Source organism: Martinezella sp. CNPSo 3964 (assembly GCF_057784375.1).
The window spans coordinates 230,632-251,815 of the sequence record NZ_JBXSOW010000010.1; the positions used below are offsets into that span (position 1 = coordinate 230,632).

The 21,184-nt window shown below is 59.5% G+C and carries 20 protein-coding genes; 7 read left to right on the forward strand and 13 right to left on the reverse strand.

Annotated features, from left to right (window positions below; all coding sequences use genetic code 11):
• Positions 1-66: 66 nt before the first annotated feature.
• Positions 67-1,407, forward strand: coding sequence for an LLM class flavin-dependent oxidoreductase (locus AC13Q5_RS27290; RefSeq protein WP_488503820.1), 1,341 nt, complete (start codon positions 67-69; stop codon positions 1,405-1,407).
• Positions 1,408-1,418: 11 nt separating this feature from the next.
• Positions 1,419-1,958, forward strand: a complete 540-nt coding sequence (locus AC13Q5_RS27295) for a flavin reductase family protein (protein ID WP_488503821.1) — start codon at positions 1,419-1,421, stop codon at positions 1,956-1,958.
• Here the strand turns inward: AC13Q5_RS27295 and AC13Q5_RS27300 are convergent.
• Positions 1,935-3,098 (reverse strand): aminotransferase, encoded by a 1,164-nt coding sequence (locus tag AC13Q5_RS27300; protein WP_488503822.1) that lies wholly within the window; start codon positions 3,096-3,098, stop codon positions 1,935-1,937. The two genes, AC13Q5_RS27295 and AC13Q5_RS27300, sit on opposite strands and share 24 nt — an antisense overlap.
• A gap of 96 nt (positions 3,099-3,194) precedes the next feature.
• On the opposite strand from AC13Q5_RS27300, the gene speB reads away from it, so the two are divergent.
• Entirely contained in the window at positions 3,195-4,250 is a 1,056-nt protein-coding gene (gene speB, locus AC13Q5_RS27305; protein WP_075854506.1) for an agmatinase, read from the forward strand.
• Between the two features lie 335 nt (positions 4,251-4,585).
• Here the strand turns inward: speB and AC13Q5_RS27310 are convergent, their stop codons facing one another.
• Complete coding sequence (locus tag AC13Q5_RS27310) at positions 4,586-5,698, reverse strand: alpha/beta fold hydrolase (protein ID WP_488503835.1); 1,113 nt, start codon at positions 5,696-5,698, stop codon at positions 4,586-4,588.
• 256 nt (positions 5,699-5,954) lie between these two features.
• On the opposite strand from AC13Q5_RS27310, the gene AC13Q5_RS27315 reads away from it, so the two are divergent.
• Positions 5,955-6,536: a TetR/AcrR family transcriptional regulator gene (locus AC13Q5_RS27315; RefSeq protein ID WP_457879224.1), complete on the forward strand. Its 582-nt coding sequence runs from the start codon at positions 5,955-5,957 to the stop codon at positions 6,534-6,536.
• 232 nt (positions 6,537-6,768) lie between these two features.
• Here the strand turns inward: AC13Q5_RS27315 and AC13Q5_RS27320 are convergent, their stop codons facing one another.
• Positions 6,769-7,722 (reverse strand): aldo/keto reductase, encoded by a 954-nt coding sequence (locus AC13Q5_RS27320; protein ID WP_488503823.1) that lies wholly within the window; start codon positions 7,720-7,722, stop codon positions 6,769-6,771.
• 90 nt (positions 7,723-7,812) lie between these two features.
• On the opposite strand from AC13Q5_RS27320, the gene AC13Q5_RS27325 reads away from it, so the two are divergent.
• A complete protein-coding gene (locus AC13Q5_RS27325; RefSeq protein ID WP_488503824.1) occupies positions 7,813-8,793 on the forward strand; it encodes an AraC family transcriptional regulator in 981 nt (326 codons plus the stop codon).
• Positions 8,794-8,918: 125 nt separating this feature from the next.
• Here AC13Q5_RS27325 and AC13Q5_RS27330 read toward each other — a convergent pair whose 3' ends face one another.
• Entirely contained in the window at positions 8,919-9,479 is a 561-nt protein-coding gene (locus AC13Q5_RS27330) for a TetR/AcrR family transcriptional regulator (RefSeq protein ID WP_075854509.1), read from the reverse strand.
• Positions 9,480-9,624: 145 nt separating this feature from the next.
• Here AC13Q5_RS27330 and AC13Q5_RS27335 point away from each other — a divergent pair, with 145 nt between their 5' ends.
• A complete protein-coding gene (locus tag AC13Q5_RS27335) occupies positions 9,625-11,031 on the forward strand; it encodes an amidase (RefSeq protein ID WP_488503825.1) in 1,407 nt (468 codons plus the stop codon).
• Between the two features lie 389 nt (positions 11,032-11,420).
• Here AC13Q5_RS27335 and AC13Q5_RS27340 read toward each other — a convergent pair whose 3' ends face one another.
• From AC13Q5_RS27340 to AC13Q5_RS27380, 9 genes are read right to left on the reverse strand one after another with little or no spacing between them, the layout of a single operon-like run.
• The gene (locus AC13Q5_RS27340; RefSeq protein WP_457879228.1) at positions 11,421-12,353 is read right to left on the reverse strand and encodes a 2-hydroxyacid dehydrogenase; all 933 of its coding nucleotides are present in this window, start codon (positions 12,351-12,353) and stop codon (positions 11,421-11,423) included.
• A gap of 8 nt (positions 12,354-12,361) precedes the next feature.
• Positions 12,362-13,681, reverse strand: a complete 1,320-nt coding sequence (locus AC13Q5_RS27345; protein WP_488503826.1) for an NAD(P)/FAD-dependent oxidoreductase — start codon at positions 13,679-13,681, stop codon at positions 12,362-12,364.
• A 45-nt stretch (positions 13,682-13,726) separates the two neighbouring features.
• Positions 13,727-14,080 (reverse strand): cupin domain-containing protein, encoded by a 354-nt coding sequence (locus tag AC13Q5_RS27350; RefSeq protein WP_075854513.1) that lies wholly within the window; start codon positions 14,078-14,080, stop codon positions 13,727-13,729.
• Positions 14,081-14,099: 19 nt separating this feature from the next.
• Entirely contained in the window at positions 14,100-14,780 is a 681-nt protein-coding gene (locus AC13Q5_RS27355; RefSeq protein ID WP_075854514.1) for an ABC transporter permease, read from the reverse strand.
• A 2-nt stretch (positions 14,781-14,782) separates the two neighbouring features.
• A complete protein-coding gene (locus AC13Q5_RS27360; RefSeq protein ID WP_488503827.1) occupies positions 14,783-15,496 on the reverse strand; it encodes an ABC transporter permease subunit in 714 nt (237 codons plus the stop codon).
• A 60-nt stretch (positions 15,497-15,556) separates the two neighbouring features.
• Positions 15,557-16,375 carry a transporter substrate-binding domain-containing protein gene (locus AC13Q5_RS27365; protein WP_488503828.1) on the reverse strand — a complete coding sequence of 273 codons (819 nt, stop codon included), beginning with the start codon at positions 16,373-16,375 and terminating at the stop codon, positions 15,557-15,559.
• 38 nt (positions 16,376-16,413) lie between these two features.
• Positions 16,414-17,190: an amino acid ABC transporter ATP-binding protein gene (locus tag AC13Q5_RS27370; RefSeq protein WP_488503829.1), complete on the reverse strand. Its 777-nt coding sequence runs from the start codon at positions 17,188-17,190 to the stop codon at positions 16,414-16,416.
• A 30-nt stretch (positions 17,191-17,220) separates the two neighbouring features.
• Positions 17,221-18,621 carry an aminotransferase gene (locus tag AC13Q5_RS27375; protein WP_488503830.1) on the reverse strand — a complete coding sequence of 467 codons (1,401 nt, stop codon included), beginning with the start codon at positions 18,619-18,621 and terminating at the stop codon, positions 17,221-17,223.
• 10 nt (positions 18,622-18,631) lie between these two features.
• On the reverse strand, positions 18,632-20,119 hold the full coding sequence (locus AC13Q5_RS27380) for an NAD-dependent succinate-semialdehyde dehydrogenase (protein WP_488503831.1): 1,488 nt from the start codon (positions 20,117-20,119) through the stop codon (positions 18,632-18,634).
• 137 nt (positions 20,120-20,256) lie between these two features.
• Here AC13Q5_RS27380 and AC13Q5_RS27385 point away from each other — a divergent pair, with 137 nt between their 5' ends.
• Positions 20,257-20,733, forward strand: coding sequence for an Lrp/AsnC family transcriptional regulator (locus tag AC13Q5_RS27385; protein ID WP_075854519.1), 477 nt, complete (start codon positions 20,257-20,259; stop codon positions 20,731-20,733).
• Positions 20,734-21,184: the final 451 nt, after the last annotated feature.

Genomic DNA, 21,184 nt, shown 5'->3' on the forward strand with positions numbered 1-21,184 from the left:
CGCCTGGCGATAATTTGCGCATTCGCCTTCAAGGGAACGGCGTGACCGACATGACGGGAGAGTTCGATGGCACGGACCGACAAGATGAAACTTGGAACTTTCGTCTATACGTTCGGCTTTCATCCGGCCTCCTGGCTGCATCCGGCAAGCGATGTCAACGGCGCCAACGACTTTGCACATCTGCTCGATGTCGCCAAACGATCCGAGGCGGCGAAATTCGATTTCATGTTCATGGCCGATTCTCCGGCAGCTGCCGTCGGCGATCCAAATGCGCTTGCCCGCATTCCCACAAAGATGAATCGCTTTGAGCCTCTGTCGTTGCTCTCGGCATTGGCGGTCACGACCAATGATCTCGGTCTCGTGGCGACGGTCTCCACAAGCTACTACGAGCCATATAATGTCGCCCGTCTGTTTTCCTCGATCGACCATTTGAGCAAAGGCCGCGCCTGCTGGAACGTTGTCACGTCAGACCATGACGAAACAGGCTATAATTTCAATCGCGAGGGGCTTGATCCGCACGCGCTGCGCTACGAGCGTGGCAACGAGTTTGTCGACGTCGTATTCGGCCTTTGGGACAGCTTCGAGGAAGGCGCGCTCCTTCTCGACCGCGAATCCGGCGTCTACTATGACAAGGACAAGCACCACACACTCAACCACAAGGGCAAGCACTTTCAGGTTCGCGGTCCACTCAATATTGCGCGCACGCCGCAGGGTCGTCCTGTCATCGCCCAAGCAGGCGGTTCCGAACCCGGAATGGACATGGCGGCGCGCACCGCCGAGATCGTCTTCAGCCTCGCATCGAACATCGAGCGGAACCGGTCCTTCTACGACAATGTCAAAAGCCGGATGGCGGCCTATGGTCGCGATCGGGATGATCTGAAAATCATGCCGGGCATCGTTGTCAACGTCGGTGAAACCGAGGCCGAGGCAAAGGCGAAGGTAGACTATCTGATCGACAAGATGCATCCCAATGTCGGGCGGTTGATGCTCTCCGAGTTCCTGGAGGCGGACCTGCGTGGCGTGGCGCTCGACGAGCCTTTTCCGATGGACCGGCTGCCGGCGGCGCCAAAGGGATCACGCGCCCTGTTCGACGAGCTGGTCGATTTCGTCAAGAGCGGCCACACAGTCGGCGAACTGATCCGGCACTATGCCGAGAAACACACCGGGAACGGCATAACAGGCTCGCCGGCCCAGATCGCCGACTATATGGAGGAGTGGTTCGAGACGCGTGCCGCCGACGGCTTTATCCTGATGTTTCCGACCTTGCCGTCCAGTCTCGACGATTTCGTGCGGCTCGTCTTGCCGGAGCTTCGCCGCCGCGGCCTGTTCCGCGAGGAATATGAGGGCAAGACCTTGCGCGAAAACCTCGGCATTTCAATGCCGGCAAACCGCTTTGCCAAGACGTGAGGGCCAGTTCGATGGCTGACGAGGCTCTGATCAGCGACACGGAATTCAGGCTATCGATGCGTCATCTGGCCGGCGCGGTCAGCGTCATAACGGTCGGCGACGGACAGGACCGCACTGGCTTCACGGCAACGTCGGTCTCCTCATTTTCGGCGGAGCGGCCTTCCGTGATCGTCAGTGTCAACAGGGCCTCTTCCTCCTGGCCGGCGCTACAGCAATATGGCTGCTTCTGCGTCAACGTGCTTGCGGCCAACCAGCAGCATGTGGCGCAATCCTTCGCCGGCATTGACGGACGCAGGGGCGCCGACCGCTACGATGGTGCCGGGTGGTATCGCCTCAGGACCGGCGCGGCCGCCCTTGAAAAGGCCCTGACTGTCCTCGATTGCAAGCTCGAAACCGTATTTCAGCATCATTCACATGCCATTCTGATCGGGCATATCTGTGCGATGGAAATCCGGCAGGACGTCGGGCCGCTTCTATATTGGCGAGGCGGCTATCACGAACTTCCGGCGGCTGTTGATGAGCGCTGCCTAGCGGAGCCGATCCGGCAATAATCCGATCGAGGCGACATCGGCATTGGCAAAGGCAAGTCTGAGGTACCGCTCCTGCCCCTCCCCGAAATATGCCCCGGGAATGCAGACAACACCGCGCTCTCTGGCAAGTTCTTCGGCAACCTCGGACGACGATCGATCCGCTAGGGGATGGCGAACGAAGGCGAAATAGGCGCCGATCGCTGCGATCTCCCAGCCTGCCAACCCGGAAAAAGCCAGTCTCAAAGCTTCGGCACGGCGGGCGATCTCCAGCCGGTTGCCAGCTCGCCAATCGGCAAGCACCGGCAGAGCCGATGCAACGGCGATCTGCGCCGAACGCGGGGCGCAGATCTGCATATTGTCCATAACCTTCGCAATCTCTGCAATGAGCTTCGGTCCTGCCGTGACGGCACCCAGCCGATGACCTGGGATGCAGAAGGATTTCGAGAAGCTGTAGAGAAGAACGAGCGTATCCTCCCAGCCGGGCTCCGAGAGCAGAGCGTGCGGCCGGCCATAATCTTCGGCGAGGAAATCGCGATAGGTTTCATCGACGACCAGCCAGGCGCCGTATTTTCGGCACAGCATGAAAAGCGCGTGAAGCAGGCCAGGCGGATAGACGGCTCCGGTAGGATTGTTGGGCGTAACCACGGCAAGCATCTTCGCGCCGGCGGCAAGCGCGGCCTCGGCTGAACCGAGATCGGGAAGAAAGCCGGTCGCGGGGTCGCAGTCGACCAGTCGTCGCCCGATCCCCAGCATCGACAGCGTCGTGTCATGATTGAAATAGAACGGATTGGTGAGTGCTACGGTATCGCCGGCGCCCGCAAGTGCAATCGCCGTGCACATGAACGCCTGATTGCATCCGGCCGTAATATGGATATTGCCGGCAGATATGTCAGCGCCATAAAGTTCTGCGACATGTGCGGCATAGGCCTGCCGCAGCAAAGGTTCGCCCTCGATCGGACCGTATCCCGTCATCGCCTGTTGTCCGGCCGCCTCGCCAAGAAGACGCAGCATTTCCGGGTGCGCGGGGTAGCCGGGTACGGCCTGCGACAGATCGATGAGTGGCCCCTTCAGCCCCTTGTAGTCGCGGCCCCAGGCGACGACGGAAGGGATGGGTGGAGCCGAGAGGCGGGCAACGAGCGAGTTGGATTTTGCAGCGGTCATATCGATTTCTCTTTGATACCGATTGCTACAACGATACCAATTGTTTTCTCAACCTCTTTGTTGGGTGAGACGGACCTCAAGTGGAGACGCATGCACATGGTGTGGGACAAGATGCGGCTCGAACAGCTGCGCGCGGAATTTGCAGATGGCAAAGGCGGCGAGATATTCGACGAGAAGTTTCGCAAAGTGGCGGAGAAAATCATCTCGAAGAATGGCACGAGACTGGCGCCATATGCCGGAATCCCGACTTTCCTCAGCGCGCCTTACATGCAGGTCGCAGCCGACGAGCCAGACTTTGGCAATCTCCAGGTCGCCATCACGGGAATCCCGATGGATCTTGGCGTCACCAATCGTCCCGGCTCCCGCTTCGGACCACGTGCCCTTCGCGCCATCGAAAGGATCGGCCCTTACAACCACGTTCTGGGAACGGCGCCGGTCTTCGATCTTCGGGTCGCCGACATTGGTGACGTGCCGTTCCAGAGCCGCTACCGGCTGGAACTCAGTCACGACGACATCGAAAAACGTATCGGCCAGATTGTCGATGCCGGCGTCGCGCCGCTCTCGGTCGGAGGAGACCACTCCATAAGCCATCCGATCTTGAAGGCTGTCGGCCGGAACCAGCCGGTGGGCCTCATTCATATCGATGCCCATTGCGATACCAGCGGTGGCTTCGATCAGACGAAGTTTCATCATGGAGGGCCGTTTCGCAATGCCGTGCTGGATGGCGTGCTCGATCCCACAAGGACAATCCAGATCGGCATCCGTGGCTCGGCGGAGTATTTGTGGGAATTCTCCTATGCGTCGGGAATGACCGTGATCCACGCAGAAGACATCAGCGCAATGGGAATTGCAGCCATCGTCGCGAAAGCCAAATCCATCGTCGGTGACGGCCCCACTTATCTCTCCTTCGATATCGACAGCCTCGATCCAAGCTTTGCGCCAGGCACGGGCACGCCGGAAGTCGGTGGCTTGACTACCCGTGAAGTCCTTGAATTGATACGCGGACTGAAGGGCATAAATCTGGTGGGCGGTGACGTTGTCGAAGTGGCACCTCAATATGACGCGACGACCAACACCGCACATGCCGGTGCTCAAGTGCTCTTCGAGATTCTGAGCCTCATGGTGTTCAGCCCATCGGTCAACAAACGCTGAGCGTTGTGCTTAGCGAAACCGAATTTGCCACCAAACTACATGCCACAGCGTCTGCGGCTAGCCGTGGGCAAAAGACAGCGCCACCGACGAGCATTTATTGTGGGCTGAGACGGGGCCGACTGTTGGAAGAAGACCACACGAAATATGTACTGGATTCTATTACCGTTGATAACAATGGAGCTTTCGATTCTTCAATCCAATGCGTCGACGCACTTTCTGCAAACGTGACAAATTGTTTTTGCTCTTGACGGGATACGAGCCTCGGATTCTTGACGAGAGGCATGACCGCCGGATCGGGCGGGAGCGGAAAACGCTGATTGCGGACGGCGAGCAAGTCATTCTCTTTGCATGCTACCAAAATCGAGCAGCAGCTTGCCAAGCCGAGCCGGTTGCTCCTGTTGGATCCAATGACCCGCGCCGTCGATCAGTTCGACGCCACTCATTCTTGTCGTTGCCTTCGTCCTCATGAGATCGAGCGCGCCCGGTGCCGAATAGGTGCCCCAATCGCTTGTCCCGCCGATGAAGAGCGACGGGACATCGATCGTCTTGCCCGAATAGAGGCGCAGCTCGGCGTTGAGGTCGGGATCTGAAAAGACGCGATATGCCTGCAGGGCGCCTTGAAATCCTGTGCGGTCATACTCCTCCGTATACACTCCAAGCTCCGGCTCGGTGAGCCATTTGCAGGCCGCGACCTCGGCGGCGGAAGGTTGGAATGGAGCGACGGTCTGTGGCATCGTTTTACCAAGGTCCATCACGTAATACGTGGGCATCTCCGCCAGGTCTGCGGCGGTTCGCCCCTTCAACGGATGCGGCTTGTTTCCCGGCCAATCGGCGCTCTTGACGTAGAAAAATGCACGAAGAAATGCGTGCAAACCTTGAGGTGGGTGCCACATGTCATCATTCGCCTGCCGTCCACTCAGGTATTGCTGATAATACTGTCTCGGCGGATCGAGCGCCGCCAGCGCGGCCGCCAGTTTTTGATACTCATTGTTCGATTGAACCGACGGTGCCTCGCTTTCCGCGGTGTTGAATGGAAGCGCCGGCGGACCAGGGAACGGTGCACTCATAAGCGCCACCGAGGGAAAGATATCGGGCCGTGCAAGCGCACAATAGGCCGCCACGGGCGACCCGAAGTCATGCCCGACAAGCATCGCTGTCCGTCGATATCCTAACGCCGAAACCAATCCGAGAGCGTCTCGCGTCATGTTCAGGAGACCGAAGGGTGCGAGCGGGCCGTCATAGCCATTCATCCAGCCGGTGGTGCGGCCGAAACCCCGCTGGTCGGGTGCCACGACATGGTACCCGGCGTCGGCCAGAATTGGAATCAGATGTCGCCAGCCATAAGCCAAATCCGGAAAGCCATGCAGAAGCAGCGCAAGCGGCCGACCAGGGCTTTCGTAACCGGCTTCGAGAATATGGACATCGAGGCCGTTGACTGCCTGGATCATGCGCGAGCGGACGCCCTTGGGAAGGTTGCCGCCGCCGTATGGTGATTGGGTCAAATCAGTTCCTCCTATGGGGTTTGCGTGGACCGGCGGAAGTGAAGCCGCAGCCAGGCTCGCCGCGCCCATTGCTAGGACGGCGCGTCGTGACGCAGGTGCCTTGAAGATAATCGGATCACTCATCAGCAATTTCCTATATGGTGATCACCATAGTATGTCGATCGCCATAGCATCGTCAAGCGAGCCGTGTTAAGCTGATGGCATGGCACGTAGAACTGACGCCCGCGCTAGCGCGATTTCCACCGCCGAACGGCTATTTCGCATCCAAGGCTACACGGCGACCGGATTGATCCAGGTCCTTCAAGAAAGCGGTGCACCGAAAGGGTCGTTCTACTTTCACTTTCCACGCGGCAAGGCACAGCTCGCGGAAGAGGCAATTGATTGTTACGTTGCAAAGAGAATGGCTGTATTGCGACATATCTCGAGTGAGACGGCGGGGGATGCTCCGAAGTTTGTCCGTCAGATTTTCCGCACATTTGCGGACGAGATGGTCGCCGCTGATTTCCAGTACGGATGCCTTATGCAAAACCTAGCGAACGAATTGCCAGCGCTCGACGCTGATCTAACGAAGCGGGTAGCGCGCGGCTTTCTCGATTCGACTGAGATTATTGCGGATCACTTTAGGGGGTGCGGTTTCACTTCTGAGCGTGCGTCCTCTGCCGCAGCCGCATTGGTAGCTGCCCTCGAGGGTGCGCGAACGATCGCTCGCCTTGAGCGGAGCCCGGCTATATTCGAGGCGCTGGCGGACGTTAGTGTCCGTGGATGGGCTTCCCTCGAGAGGTAATGGGACGCTACTGGTTTTTCTCTGATTCAACTGAGCCTTGAGCCACACGCTATGTCGCTGATATGGCTCAATTCCCCGCCTCAATCGGTCGTGTTTTGCGTCTTGCAACATCGAGATGCACGGAGTGACGACCAGCCACGGAAAGACAGGCGATCGTCCTGCGGAACGGGATGATCGCCTGCATATTGGTCAGAGCGGTTGTTCGAGATCTCAGCCCTGCCGGACTTCGGACTTACATCTGCTTTTCCCACCAGCCGCGGGTGTTCACGCCGGCCGCGTCAGCGAGAGCTTCCAGCTCTGCAATGTGGTTGCTGGAGAGTCTTATGCTGGCGGCTCGGACCAAACCATCAATGTAATTGGGCTTGGTGACGCCGATGATCGGCGTCGTACCCTTGGCGATGGCCCAAGCTATCGCGACATCGGGAGCTGCTGCACCTTGGCTTTGGCCGATGGAGGCGAGCTTGTCGGTCAGGGCCTTTAACTGAAGCAGCATGCCATTGTAGGCCTGCGCCCGCTTGGTGCCTTCCGGTAGCGGATTCTCCGGATTGTACCTGCCACTGAGGGCGCCCTGTTCGAGCACCATATAGGCAAAGAACTGGATACCGCGGTTGCGGCAATAGTCCAGGATCCCAGCGTCCTCAGAACCGCGGTAGAGAAGGCTATAGTGGTTCTGGATGGCCTCGACCCGGAACCCGGCTTCTCCGAGGATCTGGTCGGCGAGCTTGATTTCGCTCAGATTGTGATTCGAGACGCCGACATGTTTTACCTTCCCGCTTCGTAGCAACGGAATCAGGCTTGGCGTCCAACGCGCCACATCGGCCGGATTGTGAATCCAGTAGAGGTCGATGTAGTCGGTGCCGAGGCGTGCCAGGCTCTGCTCCAGCATCTCCGCCACCGGATCGTCGCCGGCTCCCGCAGCCTGCGGGGTGAACTTCGTGGAGAGCTGGTAGTCGCTGCGGGCGTAGCGCTTCAGGACCTCCCCGAGCACGGTCTCTGAACGACCCATGCCGTATACCACGGCGGTATCCCACAGGGTGAAGCCAGCCGTATGAGCCTTGTCCGCGGCCTCCTCCAGGCCGGCTCTGGTCAGGGGGCTGCCGAAGTAGCCGTCGCCGGTCTCGCCGCTGTCGCCCCAGGCCCAAGTGCCCAATGCGACCGTAGGTATCTTGAGATTATCAATTGTCATGTGTGCTCCACGCGTGTTCTGCGGCCAAGTTTGTTGTGATCCACCCGCCGCTGACACTGTGATCCGCGGCGCCTCCGAACCGTTAGCCCGATGCGCCGAGATTTCTGCCTGATCCTCCAGAAGCCGAGGTTCGCGTTGCCGCGCTTCCTCGCGCGTGCGAAGGTCGGCTCTATGGAAACGCTGAGAGAAATTGCCGCAATAATCGCTGGGTACGTTTCGAAGGACGGTTTCCACGCCACCCCCATCGAACGTGTAACGCTTGTTCGATCCTCCACCGTGACGATGCCAATGCCGAATGTTTATCGGCCGCAGCTGTGCCTCGTTGCGCAGGGGCAGAAGGAGGTCACGCTGGGCGACCGCGTATTCAGATACGCACCGGGACGCTATGGGGTGGTGACCTACGACCTGCCAGCCATAGGCCATGTGGTCGAGGCGACGCCTGACAAGCCTTATCTCTGCCTGTACCTCGATTTCGATCCGGGGACGCTGGGGGACTTGGCATTGCGCGTGCCGCCGATGCTGGGAGCGCCATCTCCGCCCATAGGCAAGATAGTGTCCGACGCCGGCGCCGGTCTACTCGACGCTGCGTTGCGCCTGCTGCGTCTGCTCGATGATCCGGCAGCGCTGCCCGTGCTCGGACCACTTGCCGAGCAGGAAATTCTCTATCACCTGCTCGCAGGCCCGGACGGCGCCAGGATGCGCCACATCACCTCCAGCCAGGGCCGAGTGGCCCAGGTCGGCCGCGCAATCGCATGGATTGGGAAGAATTTCCGCGAACGGTTCAGCATCGAGCGGCTTGCTACGGAAGTAGGCATGAGTCCGTCGAGTCTGCACGAACATTTTCGCGCTGTGACGGCGCTGACGCCGCTGCAATTCCAGAAGCAACTCAGGCTACAGGACGCGCGCAGCCTGATGCTGGTTGAAAACATTGACGTCACGACTGCCGCTTTGCGCGTGGGGTACGAAAGCCCGTCGCAGTTCAGTCGCGAGTATCGCCGACACTTCGGAGAACCGCCGGCACGCGACATAGCCCGCTTGCGTGCTTCGCCGGGCTTGGCGGTGCGTGCTTGAGTTCAGCTTACTGACTAACCTCACGCTGCGAGGCGCTGCCACGAGAGCGGTTGGTGGTCCGGGTCCGGCCCTAGCTTCCGGCTTCGCAGCGATCTCCGTCCATCAAACGGGCACAATTCGGCCGGCTACGCCGGCAGGAGCCCCGCCGCCCTGTAGCATTCGATCAGCGTGTCGAACAATGCGATGTCCGAGCGACTTCTCGCCATCAGTTGGGCACCCGCGACGGCAGCGAAAATGGCGCGGGCGCGCTCCTCGCTTTTCTTAGCAGGCACAACGCCAGCCGCAGTCAGCTCTTTGCTGAGCCAAGCCACATTTACATCGGCAAAGGTCTGAACTTCCTTCTTCACCGGCTCTGGAAGATCATCATACTCGGCGGACATGAAGCTGCAGAGGCAGAGCTTATTGGCGTTCTCAAGCGATCTGCGAAAAATCCCTGGGTATTGCCGGAGAGCGCTCGACGGATCATCCGCCTCCCTCAGATTGTCGAGATCCTCCTTCGTGTCCTCCCAGTATCGCCGCGCTACCGCAACGCCGAGGTCGGCCTTGCTTGGAAAGTGGTGGTAGATACTTGCCGCCTTGATCCCGACTTCGCTGGCAAGATCACGAAAGTTTAGACCGCCGTAGCCGTGCGCCTGAGCACTCTGTTTGGCAGCCGCCAAAATCGCTTCCTTTGAGTTTGCCGTCATCTGAACATCCTAAGTTTGGCCGACGATCAGCCTACCACGTGACAGGTAGGGATTGACAACAAAAAATGAAAGACCCATCCTCAGACTACCAAGTGGCAGGTAGGTTAGCCATGGTGGGTAAACGAGCGAGAAAAAGGCTTATAGCATGAGCAGAGACATCTATTTTTCCGATGCGACCAAGCTTGCCGAACTGATCCGCAACCGAGAGGTTTCGTCGGTCGAGGTCGTGCAAGCCCACCTGAACCGAATTCAGGCGGTGAACCCGAAGATCAATGCGATCGTCACCCTCGCCGACGACGCTCTCAAGGCGGCTGAGGCGGCCGACGCGGCCGTTCAAGCCGGCGAAGAGCTCGGCGCCCTGCACGGCGTCCCGTTCACGGTCAAGGACTCGATCGACACCGCCGGCGTGCCGACGCAACGCGGCTCACCGATCTTCAAGGGCCGCACGCCTGATACGGACGCGACCAGCGTGGCCCGGATGAAAAAGGCCGGCGGCATCCTGCTCGCCAAGACCAATCTCCCCGAATTCTCCTACTGGATCGAGAGCGACAACCTGCTCACCGGCCGCTCGAACAATCCCTGGGACGTAACGCGCACGCCGGGTGGTTCGAGCGGCGGCGAGTCGGCGGCCATCGCGGCGGGCATGTCGCCCATCGGCCTCGGCACTGATCTGGCCATTTCGGTGCGCGGCCCGGCAGCGCAGACCGGCATCGTGTCTCTCAAGGCGACGCATGGCCGCGTGCCGATGACTGGCATCTATCCGCGCGCGCCGCGCCGCTTCTGGCACGTCGGGCCTATGGCCCGTAGCATCCGCGACCTGGCGCTTGCCTTCTCTCAGCTCGCCGGCCCGGACGGTCAGGACGCCCTCTCCACAAGCACGGTCCAGTTCGACGCCGGCATCGGTCGCCAACCATATCGCCGGCTTCGCGTGGGTTGGCTGGTCGAACCCGGTTTCGGCCCGATCGACCCCGAAGTCGCCAAGACGGTCGAGGCAGCTGCGGACGCGCTCAAAGATCTCGGCTTGCACGTCGAGCCAGTCCGCATCCCAGCGCTCGAGAAAGACTTCGCCCTTGACGTCTTCAACCGCATCCACGTCATGGAGATGAAGCCGGCCTTTGCAGAGGCGACCGCCGGCCATGAAGACGAGATGTATAAGATGTCGAAGACAATGCTCTCGCTGCCCGACACCTCGATGAAGGAGTTTATAGAGGCCGAGCAGGCGGCGGAGCGTCTCCGCGACGGCTATGCCGCATATTTCCAAAAATTCGACGCCTTGGTCACTCCGGTGCTGCCGCTCCCGGCCCACAAGCACGGGCAAGAGGAGTTCGTCATCAACGGTCAGAAGGTCGACGCCACCTACTTGCAGGGCGCGACCGTCCCGCTCAACATCACCGGCCTGCCGGGGATCTCGATGCGGTTTGGGACCAGCAAGGAAGGCCTGCCGATCAACGTCCAGATCGTCGGGAGCTGGCTCGCCGAGTCGACGATCCTGAGCATCGCGTCCCAGCTCGAAAGCGTGAGCACCGTTCGAGACCTGCATCCGGACCTCTGACGACAAAGAGCGCCGGCGTCATGCGAACGCGCAGTGATGCCGGCGTTCCGATCCGCCTGAACACGTACCTGCATCGTTCGCATGGAGGCCTCTCGGGCGGAGTGAGCGAGGAAAGTCGATCGTGCTGACGCTGGTGCTCGACGATCAACGAGATGCTTCGTCAACTTGGACGTCACCGATCGACCATCTATCGTGAGATCGGACGCGATATGTTCCATGGCCGCGACAAGCTTATCAGTCGCTTGTCGCCCACCTTGAGACGCGGGTCGATGTGATTGAATTTCTGGAGTCTCCGAAATCCGGGCTTCGACGCCGTTCAAGCGCTCTGTGCAATCGCAAAGGCCAAGCAGGCCGTTATGCCATGATATGACCAGTCCTTCGGTGCCGCTTCAGTGGCGATGGAGATCAGCCCTGCCGACCAGGCCGACGGGGTCCCGACCAGCCTTCAAAAGCTTCAGGTTTTCGATTGTCGTCATCGCCGCGGACCCAGGCTGGGTGATCGCAGCAATATGCGGCGTAAGCACCACTTTTGGGTGCGTCCAGAGAGGATGTGCGGGAGGAAGCGGCTCAGGATCCACAACATCAAGAAACGCGCCGGAGAGATGCCCGCGATCTAATGCCGTTATCAAGGCATCGCTGATGAGTTGACGTCCCCTACCCGCGTGCACAAGGCTCGCCCCTTCGGGCAACGTCGAGAACAGTTCAGCGTTGAGAATGCCCGTTGTCTCCGGCGTCAATGGAAGCAGACATACCAGGATGTCGGTCGCCGCAAGCATGTCCCGAAGACCGTCGGCACCGCTGAAGCAGACCATTCCATCGAGCGCCCGTTTGGTACGGCTCCATCCGGAAAGTTTGAACCCGAACCCCTGTAACTTGGCCGCCGCTGCCGCGCCAAGAACTCCAAGTCCAAGAACGGACACCCGGCGGTCCGCCGGCTGGGGCTGTGGGTTAATCTCTCGCCAGGCACGCTGACGCTGCTGATGGATGTAGACATGCAGATTACGGTGAAGCGATAGAACCGCCATCACGACATACTCGACTACCATCCGGGTGATGCCGTCATCGACCATGCGGATGAGCTTCACCCTCGACGGGAGGCTCACATTCGCAAACTGATCGACACCGGCGCCAATACAGAACACTGCCTCGAGGTTTGGATAGCGCGCGAGATCCTCTGGCGGCTTCCAGGTCATGATGTACCGAACCTCGTCCGGATCGACCGATCCTGCATCCATTGAAAACCGGACGTCGGGAAGGTGCTCGGCAAATGCCCTTGCGAAGACAGCACCACGCTCCGCGTCGCAGAGAAACAGGAAGACCATGTTCCGTCTCACCGCTGATTCAGGCGCCGCAACGTCTTCTTGTCGTGGCGCTCATACATGGAATAGACAATCGGGATAAACCACGGACGACCGCTGTAGAAGGGGATGGCTTTGGGTGCCGGGTCGAAATCGAAGGCGCAACGGGCCTGCTCCTTGTCGCCAAGCACCTTGAAGGCAGCCTTCTTGCCCAGCCAGCGTGCCCAGACGACGCCCGAACCGCAATAGCCGGTGGCATAGACCGTGTTTCCCACGGAGAAAATTCGCGGGACCATGTCGCGGTGCATGGCAACATAGCCGAACCAGCTGTGGGTGAGGCCCACTCCCGCCAGCTCCGGAAAGAGCCGGGCGAGCTCGGCCTGCAAGTGGACCGTAGGTGCGCTCGGATCGCCCTCCGTCGTGCCATCCCGACCGCCGAAGAGAATGCGAGATCCATCGGGCGACGGCCGATAGTAATAGCTGAGCTTGCGCATGTCGCCATGCATCATGCGCGTGGGCATGAGGCGATCCATGACATCCCTGCCAAGCGGCTCCGTGGCGATGATGCGGCTGCGCACGGGCACCAGACGGCGGCGCAACCACGGATCGAACCCATCGGTATATCCGTCGGTGCAGATGAGAAGCTTCTTTGCAACGACCTCGCCGCGCGCGGTTCGAACTCTTACGGCACCAACCTCCTCCGTCGAGCCGAGCACCGCCGTATTCTCGTGGATGACGGCATCGGTGGACGCCGCAATGCCGATCATCCCGGCCAGCAGCTTAGCCGGCTGCAGCCCACCGATATCTTTCCTGACCAGCCCCCCGATATAGAGATCCGTGCCGATATACTTTCGAACATCAGCCCTCTCTACCGGAAACGCCTCGATGCCGAGCATCCGGTGGAGGAGATCCGCATGGCGACGCAGGTCCTCTGCCTCTTCCGAAGTCATCGCGCCATCGAAGAGGCCCGAAAGGAAAAATTCACAATCGATTTTCTCCTCCTCCATGAAGCGCCAGAGGTCCTCGCGGGCAGCCTTACCCTCAAGGAGAATGCCATTGGCATGTTCCTCGCCGAAGCGTTTGATCAGTTCCTTCCGACCGGGTCGAATACTACCGCTCGCCATGCCGCCATTTCGGCTGGAGGCAGCCTTGCCGAGGGGCTGCCGGTCGAACAGCTGTACGTGCCGGCCGGCACGTGCTAGCTCGATTGCCGCCGAAAGCCCCGTGTATCCGCCCCCGACGATGACGACGTCGCAGGTTGGACTGACCGGTTGAACCGACAGGGACGGGAAGTTGCAGTCATCCCACCAATAGGGTGTCGATTGAACTGATGTGTGAGCACATGGAAGCATGGGAAGGCACCGAATCGATGTTGCAGGCAGGTGATGCAGCGTGGATCAGCTGCGCTCGACCCAAATCTTGCGGGTGGTCTCGATGACCTTCCAAACCCCTTCAAAACCGGGATGCATGACGAAGGAATCGCCCGCGGTGATGCGACGCGGTTCGCCTCCGTCTTCCGTCAGCTCGGATACGCCAGACAGAATGTAGCAGAACTCGAAGACTTTGCCCTTGATCGATCGGTACGCACCCGGGGTAGCCTCCCAGAGTCCGCAGGATACCTGCCCATCCTCGGTCTTGGCGATATCCCAGGAAAGGAAGCGGGGATCCCCTTCGAGAAGCCGCTCCGGAAGTGGCTGCCCCTTGCGTGGTTCGGGCAGGTTGTTCTGGTCAATGAATGTAAGCTTGGACATAAGGGATTTCCTTTTGGGGTTATCGGTTGAACGACAGACGCCGTTCGAGAAGTTTCAGCGATGTCAACGCAACGACGTTGAGAGCGAGGTAAAAGGCGGCGGTGATGATGAAGATTTCCATGATGGCGAAGGTCTCGCTCATCAGCCGCTTGGCGTAGCCAGTGATCTCGAGGACAGTGATGGTCGATGCAAGGCTCGATTCCTTGACAATGATGGCCACTTCGCTGCTGTAGGATGGTAGCGCCTGGCGCAGCGCCAGCGGGAACTTGATCCGGGCAAACACATGCCAGGGCGACATGCCGCAGGCTTCGGCCGCTTCGATCAGGCCCCTGGGCAGGGAAAGGAAAGCTGTCCGGAATATTTCCGCGGTGTAAGCGCCGGTGTTCAAGATGACCGCAAGGATTGCGGCGTTCAAGCCGCTGCCGATCAGCCACCAAAGGACGGCATTGTGGCGAATGAAATCAACCTGGGCCAACCCGTAGTAGATGATGAACACCTGCACGAGCATGGGCGTGCCGCGAAAGATCGCGCAGTAGATATCGCAGATACGCCGAAGGAACCTGCTTCTAGCCCCGCGCCCGAGACCGACGAGAACGCCGAACGGCAGCCCTAGCCCAACGCCGAAGATAGCGATCAGAAGAGTTACTTTTGCCCCAGCGAGCAGGAATGGCACCGCATAGCCGATGATGTTGAAATCCATGGTCAGCGCCCCCCGAAACCGCGATTGAGGCACCGTTCGGCAACCGCGAACAACGTCTGGCTGACTGCAGTCATGCAGAAGAAGAGGACTGCCGCGATACAGTAGAACAGCAATGGAGAGCGGGTAATGCCTGCAGCGATCGCCGCAGTCCGCATCAATTCCTGCAGGCCGACCACGGAAATAAGAGACGTATCCTTGATCGTCATCTGCCAGACGTTATTGATGCCACCAAGTGCCAGCCGCAGGGCGAGCGGAAGCGTCACCCGGAAAAATGTGATATTCCATGGCAGCGCCAGCGAATGCGCCGCCTCCAACAGGCCGCGCGGAACCGCTTCGAGGGCTCCCCTGATGACTTCGATGGAATAAGCGCAGGAGATTGCAGCGATCGCCAGAACCCCGATGATGAACGGATAAGCGTTTTCGGCAGCCTGCTGGAAGCCAAAAACAGTGGTCACGGCCCGAACCCAATCGATCGAGCCGAAAAACAACAGGTAAATTACCAACAGGCCCGGGACACCCCGGATCGCGACACTATAGGCATCCACGATTTGTGAGATGCCGGACACTTTCCTCCATCGAAGGACCGCAAGAGGGGTCGCCGCGATGAAGCCCAGCAACATACCCAGCAGACCGATGGCGACCGTGACTAAACAGCCTTGAAGCAGAGCCCGCGCCCAGCCGTGCTCCACCATCAATAACCAGAAATCATTCAGCATAAGTACCATCCCGTTGACCTGCCCCGAAAGAGGGCCGAGGCAGGTCGCCTTGTCAAAGGGTCAGTTCTTGCAGGGGATGGTATAGTCGTCCTGGAACCATTTCATCGACGATTCCTTGACCTTGCCGTCGTTGATCATCTTGCAGAGCGCGGCGTTGACCTTGGCCTTCAGTTCCGTGTTGCCCTTCTTCATGCCAACACCCATGCCCTTGCCGAGCGTGTCCGGGTCGTCCATCGCCATGACCTTGACGTCGATTTTGGTGAAGTTCGCACCATCAGGGGTCGCAAGAAAATCCTGCCAGGTGGGCGAGTCGCCATAGGCGGCGTCGATACGGCCGCTCGCAAGATCGGCAAGCTGTTGAGTCGTGGCGTCATAGGTCTTCAGATCGGCCGAAGGGATGTTCTTCTGGACAAATTTCGCATAGGTCGTCCCCGTGACAACGCCGACGCTCTTCCCGTCCAGTGCCTTTTCGACATCGGCGAGCGTCTTGAGCTTCGCCAGAGGCGAATCCTTCGCCACCACGAAATACTGCGGTGTCGTTGCATAGGGGATCGAATAGTCAATCTTCTTGGCGCGTTCGGCGGTGATGCTGAGGCCGGAAATGATAACGTCGAAACGATCGCTATCCATGGATGGTACGAGCGAACTGAAGGTCTGGACAACGAATTTGCACTTGACCTTGAGTTCGGCGCAGAGGCCGTTGGCAATATCGGCGTCGAAGCCGGTCACGTTGCCATTGGGATCGGCCATGCTGAACTTTGGCGCATCGCCTTCGGTCCCGATGCGAAGCACACCGTCTTCGGCCGATGCCGCTGTGGATACTGCCGCCAGGAGGAGGCTTGATGCGAGTGCGGCTTTGATAAACTTGCTGCTGATCATTCTGTTACCCCTTTTATGGTTCTTGTGGTGGCCTGCCGTCAGGCATTGGCCGGCATGACGCTGGAAAGGAACCGCTTCACCGCTTCACAAGCGGGGTTGCGAAACAGTTCCTCCGGCGTGTCGTCCTGCTCAAGGCGCCCCTTTTGCAGGAATATCATGCGGTTCGACACGTCACGTGCAAACCGCATCTCATGGGTGACGAGAAGGATAGTTGCCCCCTCTTCCGCCAGTGTTCGTATGACTTTCAGCACTTCGCCGACGAGCTCCGGGTCGAGCGCCGACGTCGGCTCATCAAACAGCATCAGCTTCGGCCGCATCGCCAGGACACGGGCGATCGCGACTCGTTGCTGCTGCCCACCGGAAAGCTGGTGGGGATAACGATCCCTGAAGTCAGCCATCCCGACCTTGGAGAGCGCCGTCAGCCCGACGCCGGTCGCTTCCTTCTTCGCTAGCTTCAGCACATAGATCAGCGCTTCCGTAACATTGCCGAGCACGGTTCGATGCGGCCAGAGATTGAAGTTCTGGAACACCATGCCGATCTGCCGGCGAAAGCGCATGATATTCGCGGCATTGACGACGATACTGTCACCTCGCGCACCCGAACTGACCGAAACGGCATCCCCCAGGACCTCGATCTGCCCGGAAGTCGGCGTCTCCAGGAAATTCACGCAGCGAAGGGCCGTGCTCTTGCCGCAGCCGGAGGAACCGATGAGAGAGATGACCTCTCCCGGGCGCATGCGGAAGCTGACGCCATCCAGTACCCGCGCCGTACCGAACGACTTCACAAGATTATGGACCTTCAGGACTTCGTTCATACGCGCTTTCTCCAGTCAGGCGATCATCCCTTAGCCTTTGACTCCGCCCTGGCTATCGAGCTCCTTCAGAACCTCGTCGACGGCGGCTTTGGCAATGGAGATCATTTCATCGATTTCCGCCTCGGTCATGACGAGCGGCGGCGCGAAGCCCAGAATGTCTCCATGCGGCATTGCACGGGCGATCAGATTGCGGTTGCGCGCAGCCTGCGAAATCCGCGCGCCAACCTTGAGGGCCGGGTCGAATGCAACCTTGCTGTCACGATCGGCAACAAACTCCACCGCCGCCAGCATGCCGACACCGCGGACTTCGCCCACGATGGGGTTTTGCTCGAAGGCGGCCTTCAGGCGCTTCATCAGATAGGCACCCTTCTTCGCCGACTGGCCCGCCAGATCCTCGCGCTCGACGATGTCAAGCACGGCATTGGCAGCCGCGGCGCCGATCGGATGGCCGGAATAGGTATAGCCATGGGAGAATGAGCCCACGCGCGGCGTGGCTTCCTCCATGACCTCGTAGACCTTCTGCGACACGATCGAGGCGGACAAAGGGACATAGGCTGATGTCAGCCCCTTGGCGACCGTCACCAGATCGGGTTCCATGCCATAGAGGTGAGAGCCGAACATGGCGCCGGTGCGACCGAAGCCACAGATCACCTCGTCGGCGATGAGCAATACGTCGTATTTCTGCAGGACGGCCTGGATCTTCGGCCAGTACCCAACCGGCGGCGGGATGATTCCGCCTGTTCCAAGAACCGGCTCGGCAATGAATGCGCCGACGGTATCCGGGCCTTCCGCTATGATCATCGCCTCGAGTTCATCAGCACGCCGCTGCGAAAACGCCTCCTCGGTCTCGCCCGGATGGGCACCGCGATAAAAATGCGGAACACCGGTGCGCAGGATGCCGGAAACCGGCAGATCCATGTGGTCATGGTAAAAGCTGAGGCCCGTCATGGAGCCGGCGACGACCGAGCAACCGTGATAGCCGCGCTCGCGGGCGATGATCTTCTTCTTGTGCGGCTTGCCACGCAGGTTGTTGTAATACCAGACAATCTTTGCCTGCGTTTCGTTGGCATCCGAACCCGAGAGACCGTAGAAGACCTTGGACATGTTGCCCGGCGCCATCCTGACGAGCCGATCGGACAGCCTTGCGAGCTCCTCCGTCGTATGGGCAGCGTACGAGTGGTAATAGGCCAGCTTGTAGGCCTGGCGAGCAATGGCCTCGGCCACTTCTGTCCGCCCATAGCCGATGTTAACGCAGTAGAGTCCGGCGAAACCGTCGATATATTCCCTACCCGTTGCGTCCTGGATTCGGACGCCCTTGCCGGTCTCCATGATGGTGGGATCGGCATCGCCCTGCGCGTAATCCTTCAGGTAGGTGAAAGGATGCAGGACGGTCCTGCGATCCATGTCGGCGATTTCAGCAATATCAATCATATTCATTTCCTCACGCGGCCAGGCCGCCAAAGCAGACGTATTTCAGTTCCATGAATTCCTGCAGCCCATGACGCGAGCCCTCGCGGCCCAGCCCGGATTGCTTCCATCCGCCGAACGGGATGGGTCCGCCAGTGAACGAGGCCGTGTTGACGCCGACCATCCCGTATTCGAGGGCGTCGGAGAGGCGCATGGCACGCTTGAGGTCGCGGGTATAGACGTAGGCAGCGAGCCCCATTTCGCTCGCATTGGCCGCGGTCCTTACTTCATCCTCGCTCTCGAACCGCAGCACCGGTGCGATCGGGCCAAAGGTCTCCTCAAATGCAATCAGCATGTCGGGGGTGACATCGACAAGCAGCGTGGGAGGGACGAAGTTGCCCGACTTCGGATCTGGAACGCCGCCGGCCAGAACTCTGGCCCCCTTCCCGATTGCATCGACAATGTGCGAGCGGCATTTCTCAACGACAGCCACCTTGGTCATCGGGCCGATGTCGATCCCCGGCTGGAAGCCGGGTCCGATCCGGAGGCTTCCGATCCGTGCCAGCAGGTGCGCGACGAAGGCATCGTGAATGCCGGCCTGGACGTAGATCCTGTTTGCGGCCAGGCAGTCCTGGCCTGATGTCGTGAATTTCGCGGTGATGCAGCCCTCTACAGCCTCATCCAGATCCGCGTCGTCGAACACGATAAATGGTGCGTGACCGCCAAGCTCCATCGACACTTTCTTCACCGTCTGCGCCGCCTTGCCCAGCAGAATACGGCCGACTTCGGTCGAGCCGGTGAAGCTGAAGGCGCGGACCCGCTCGTCGGAAAGAAGCCCCTCGGTCAGAAGTACGGCATCGCCCGTGACAACCTGGAACACGCCCGCTGGAAAGCCAGCACGATGAGCAAGTTCGGCAAGCGCAAGGGCTGAGAGCGGCGTTTCGACCGCCGGCTTGACAATGACAGGACAGCCGGCCGCGAGCGCCGCCGCAGCCTTGCGGGCAATCATCGCGCTCGGGAAATTCCACGGTGTCACAGCCGCGCTGATGCCGACCGGCTGCATGGAAACGAACAGACGGCTCGACGGCTTGTGCGCCGGGATCGTCTCGCCGTAGGCACGCTCGCCTTCGGCGGCAAACCATTCGATGAAGCCAACGCCATACAGGATCTCCGCGGCGGACTCGCTTACCGGCTTGCCCTGCTCTGCGGTCAGGATCACAGCGAGATCATGGGCATGCTCGCGAATGAGACCGGCCCACTTAAGGAGCAGTTGTCCCCGCTCTCGTGCCATAAGCTCGCGCCATCTGGCAAATGCCTGCTCGGCAGCGTCGATCGCCTGGCCAAGCAACGCGTCGTCGCAATCGACAACCTGCGCAATTTCCTCACCTGTCGCCGGGTCCAACACGGCAGTCGATGTCGACGTCCCTGCCCACGCGCTGGCAATGTACGACCTGTCGCGAAGCAAGTCCTTATCGCCCAATTGCGTCAACACGTGGCGTGCTGTCAGTATCGTATTCAACATTTCGCCTCTCGTTTCATTCCCCTCGTTGCGAGAAGCTTATGTGCAGTGCAGCGCGCTTATCCGGCAAGCTTGCTTGCTATGGTGATGAAACCCTGCTTTCTTTGGCACAGAAACGAAGAAAACCTGCGGAAAATCTGATGCAGCTCGATCGACTGGATGCCCGCCTTCTAAACATTCTCCAATCGCACAACCGCCACAGTACCGAGGAACTGGGCGCATTGGTCGGCCTTTCAGCAACAGCCGTTCAGCGGCGGATCAAGCGTCTAAGAGAGGAAGGAGTGATCGAGGCGGACGTTTCCATCGTCAAGCCGAAGACCATCGGTCGACCGATCGCCATGTTGGTGCTGGTATCCCTGGAGCGTGAACGAGCCGATATCGTCGACCGCTTCAAGCAGTCGATCCGCCAGACACCAGAGGTGATGAACGGGTACTACGTGACGGGGGATTCGGACTTCGTGCTGATCGTCACCGCGCGCAGCATGGAAGACTATGAGGGCTTTACCCGCAAATTCTTCTACGAGAACCCCGACATCAAGGGTTTCAAGACCATGGTCGTGATGGATCGAGTGAAAGTTGGCTTCTCCGTGCCAATCGATTTTGACGACTTCTCGTGAATCGAAGCACATTGATTAAGTGGAAATGGCTACTGCTCTTGATGGGATACGAACCAACGACTCGTTCCCGAAATTGCATAAGCCTCTGTAACAATTGCCATTCCGCAATCTCGAACAAAATTCTCTCGCCCCGAGTGATTCAGTTCTGGTTTCCTCAATGGCATCTACAACCGCATTCTGGATTTTACAGAATGCCCCCAGCCACAAACTCAGGCTGAGTGTACGGGCAACAGATCGATATTCTCCTCCCTGAACTGGCTCGGTGCTGGCGGACAGAGCGTGGCCGGTGGAAACAGATGACAGCCACGTTAGGTATTTCAATCTCAATGACCCGAACTTCCGCTACATGTTTCGCATGAAAGACGTATCTTAGGTGATACCATTCATAAGGCCGCTATGAAGCAGTTTACCTTTTCCGACATGAACCGTGCCGCCGGGGAAATTCTCGAGA

Bases quoted from the DNA above. Each gene is read 5' to 3' on its own strand.
- AC13Q5_RS27290 (WP_488503820.1), top strand. From the start codon at position 67: ATGGCACGGACCGACAAGATGAAACTTGGAACTTTCGTCTATACGTTC.
- AC13Q5_RS27295 (WP_488503821.1), top strand. From the start codon at position 1,419: ATGGCTGACGAGGCTCTGATCAGCGACACGGAATTCAGGCTATCGATG.
- AC13Q5_RS27300 (WP_488503822.1), bottom strand. From the start codon at position 3,098: ATGACCGCTGCAAAATCCAACTCGCTCGTTGCCCGCCTCTCGGCTCCA.
- speB (WP_075854506.1), top strand. From the start codon at position 3,195: ATGGTGTGGGACAAGATGCGGCTCGAACAGCTGCGCGCGGAATTTGCA.
- AC13Q5_RS27310 (WP_488503835.1), bottom strand. From the start codon at position 5,698: ATGATCCAGGCAGTCAACGGCCTCGATGTCCATATTCTCGAAGCCGGT.
- AC13Q5_RS27315 (WP_457879224.1), top strand. From the start codon at position 5,955: ATGGCACGTAGAACTGACGCCCGCGCTAGCGCGATTTCCACCGCCGAA.
- AC13Q5_RS27320 (WP_488503823.1), bottom strand. From the start codon at position 7,722: ATGACAATTGATAATCTCAAGATACCTACGGTCGCATTGGGCACTTGG.
- AC13Q5_RS27325 (WP_488503824.1), top strand. From the start codon at position 7,813: ATGCGCCGAGATTTCTGCCTGATCCTCCAGAAGCCGAGGTTCGCGTTG.
- AC13Q5_RS27330 (WP_075854509.1), bottom strand. From the start codon at position 9,479: ATGACGGCAAACTCAAAGGAAGCGATTTTGGCGGCTGCCAAACAGAGT.
- AC13Q5_RS27335 (WP_488503825.1), top strand. From the start codon at position 9,625: ATGAGCAGAGACATCTATTTTTCCGATGCGACCAAGCTTGCCGAACTG.
- AC13Q5_RS27340 (WP_457879228.1), bottom strand. From the start codon at position 12,353: ATGGTCTTCCTGTTTCTCTGCGACGCGGAGCGTGGTGCTGTCTTCGCA.
- AC13Q5_RS27345 (WP_488503826.1), bottom strand. From the start codon at position 13,681: ATGCTTCCATGTGCTCACACATCAGTTCAATCGACACCCTATTGGTGG.
- AC13Q5_RS27350 (WP_075854513.1), bottom strand. From the start codon at position 14,080: ATGTCCAAGCTTACATTCATTGACCAGAACAACCTGCCCGAACCACGC.
- AC13Q5_RS27355 (WP_075854514.1), bottom strand. From the start codon at position 14,780: ATGGATTTCAACATCATCGGCTATGCGGTGCCATTCCTGCTCGCTGGG.
- AC13Q5_RS27360 (WP_488503827.1), bottom strand. From the start codon at position 15,496: ATGCTGAATGATTTCTGGTTATTGATGGTGGAGCACGGCTGGGCGCGG.
- AC13Q5_RS27365 (WP_488503828.1), bottom strand. From the start codon at position 16,375: ATGATCAGCAGCAAGTTTATCAAAGCCGCACTCGCATCAAGCCTCCTC.
- AC13Q5_RS27370 (WP_488503829.1), bottom strand. From the start codon at position 17,190: ATGAACGAAGTCCTGAAGGTCCATAATCTTGTGAAGTCGTTCGGTACG.
- AC13Q5_RS27375 (WP_488503830.1), bottom strand. From the start codon at position 18,621: ATGATTGATATTGCTGAAATCGCCGACATGGATCGCAGGACCGTCCTG.
- AC13Q5_RS27380 (WP_488503831.1), bottom strand. From the start codon at position 20,119: ATGTTGAATACGATACTGACAGCACGCCACGTGTTGACGCAATTGGGC.
- AC13Q5_RS27385 (WP_075854519.1), top strand. From the start codon at position 20,257: ATGCAGCTCGATCGACTGGATGCCCGCCTTCTAAACATTCTCCAATCG.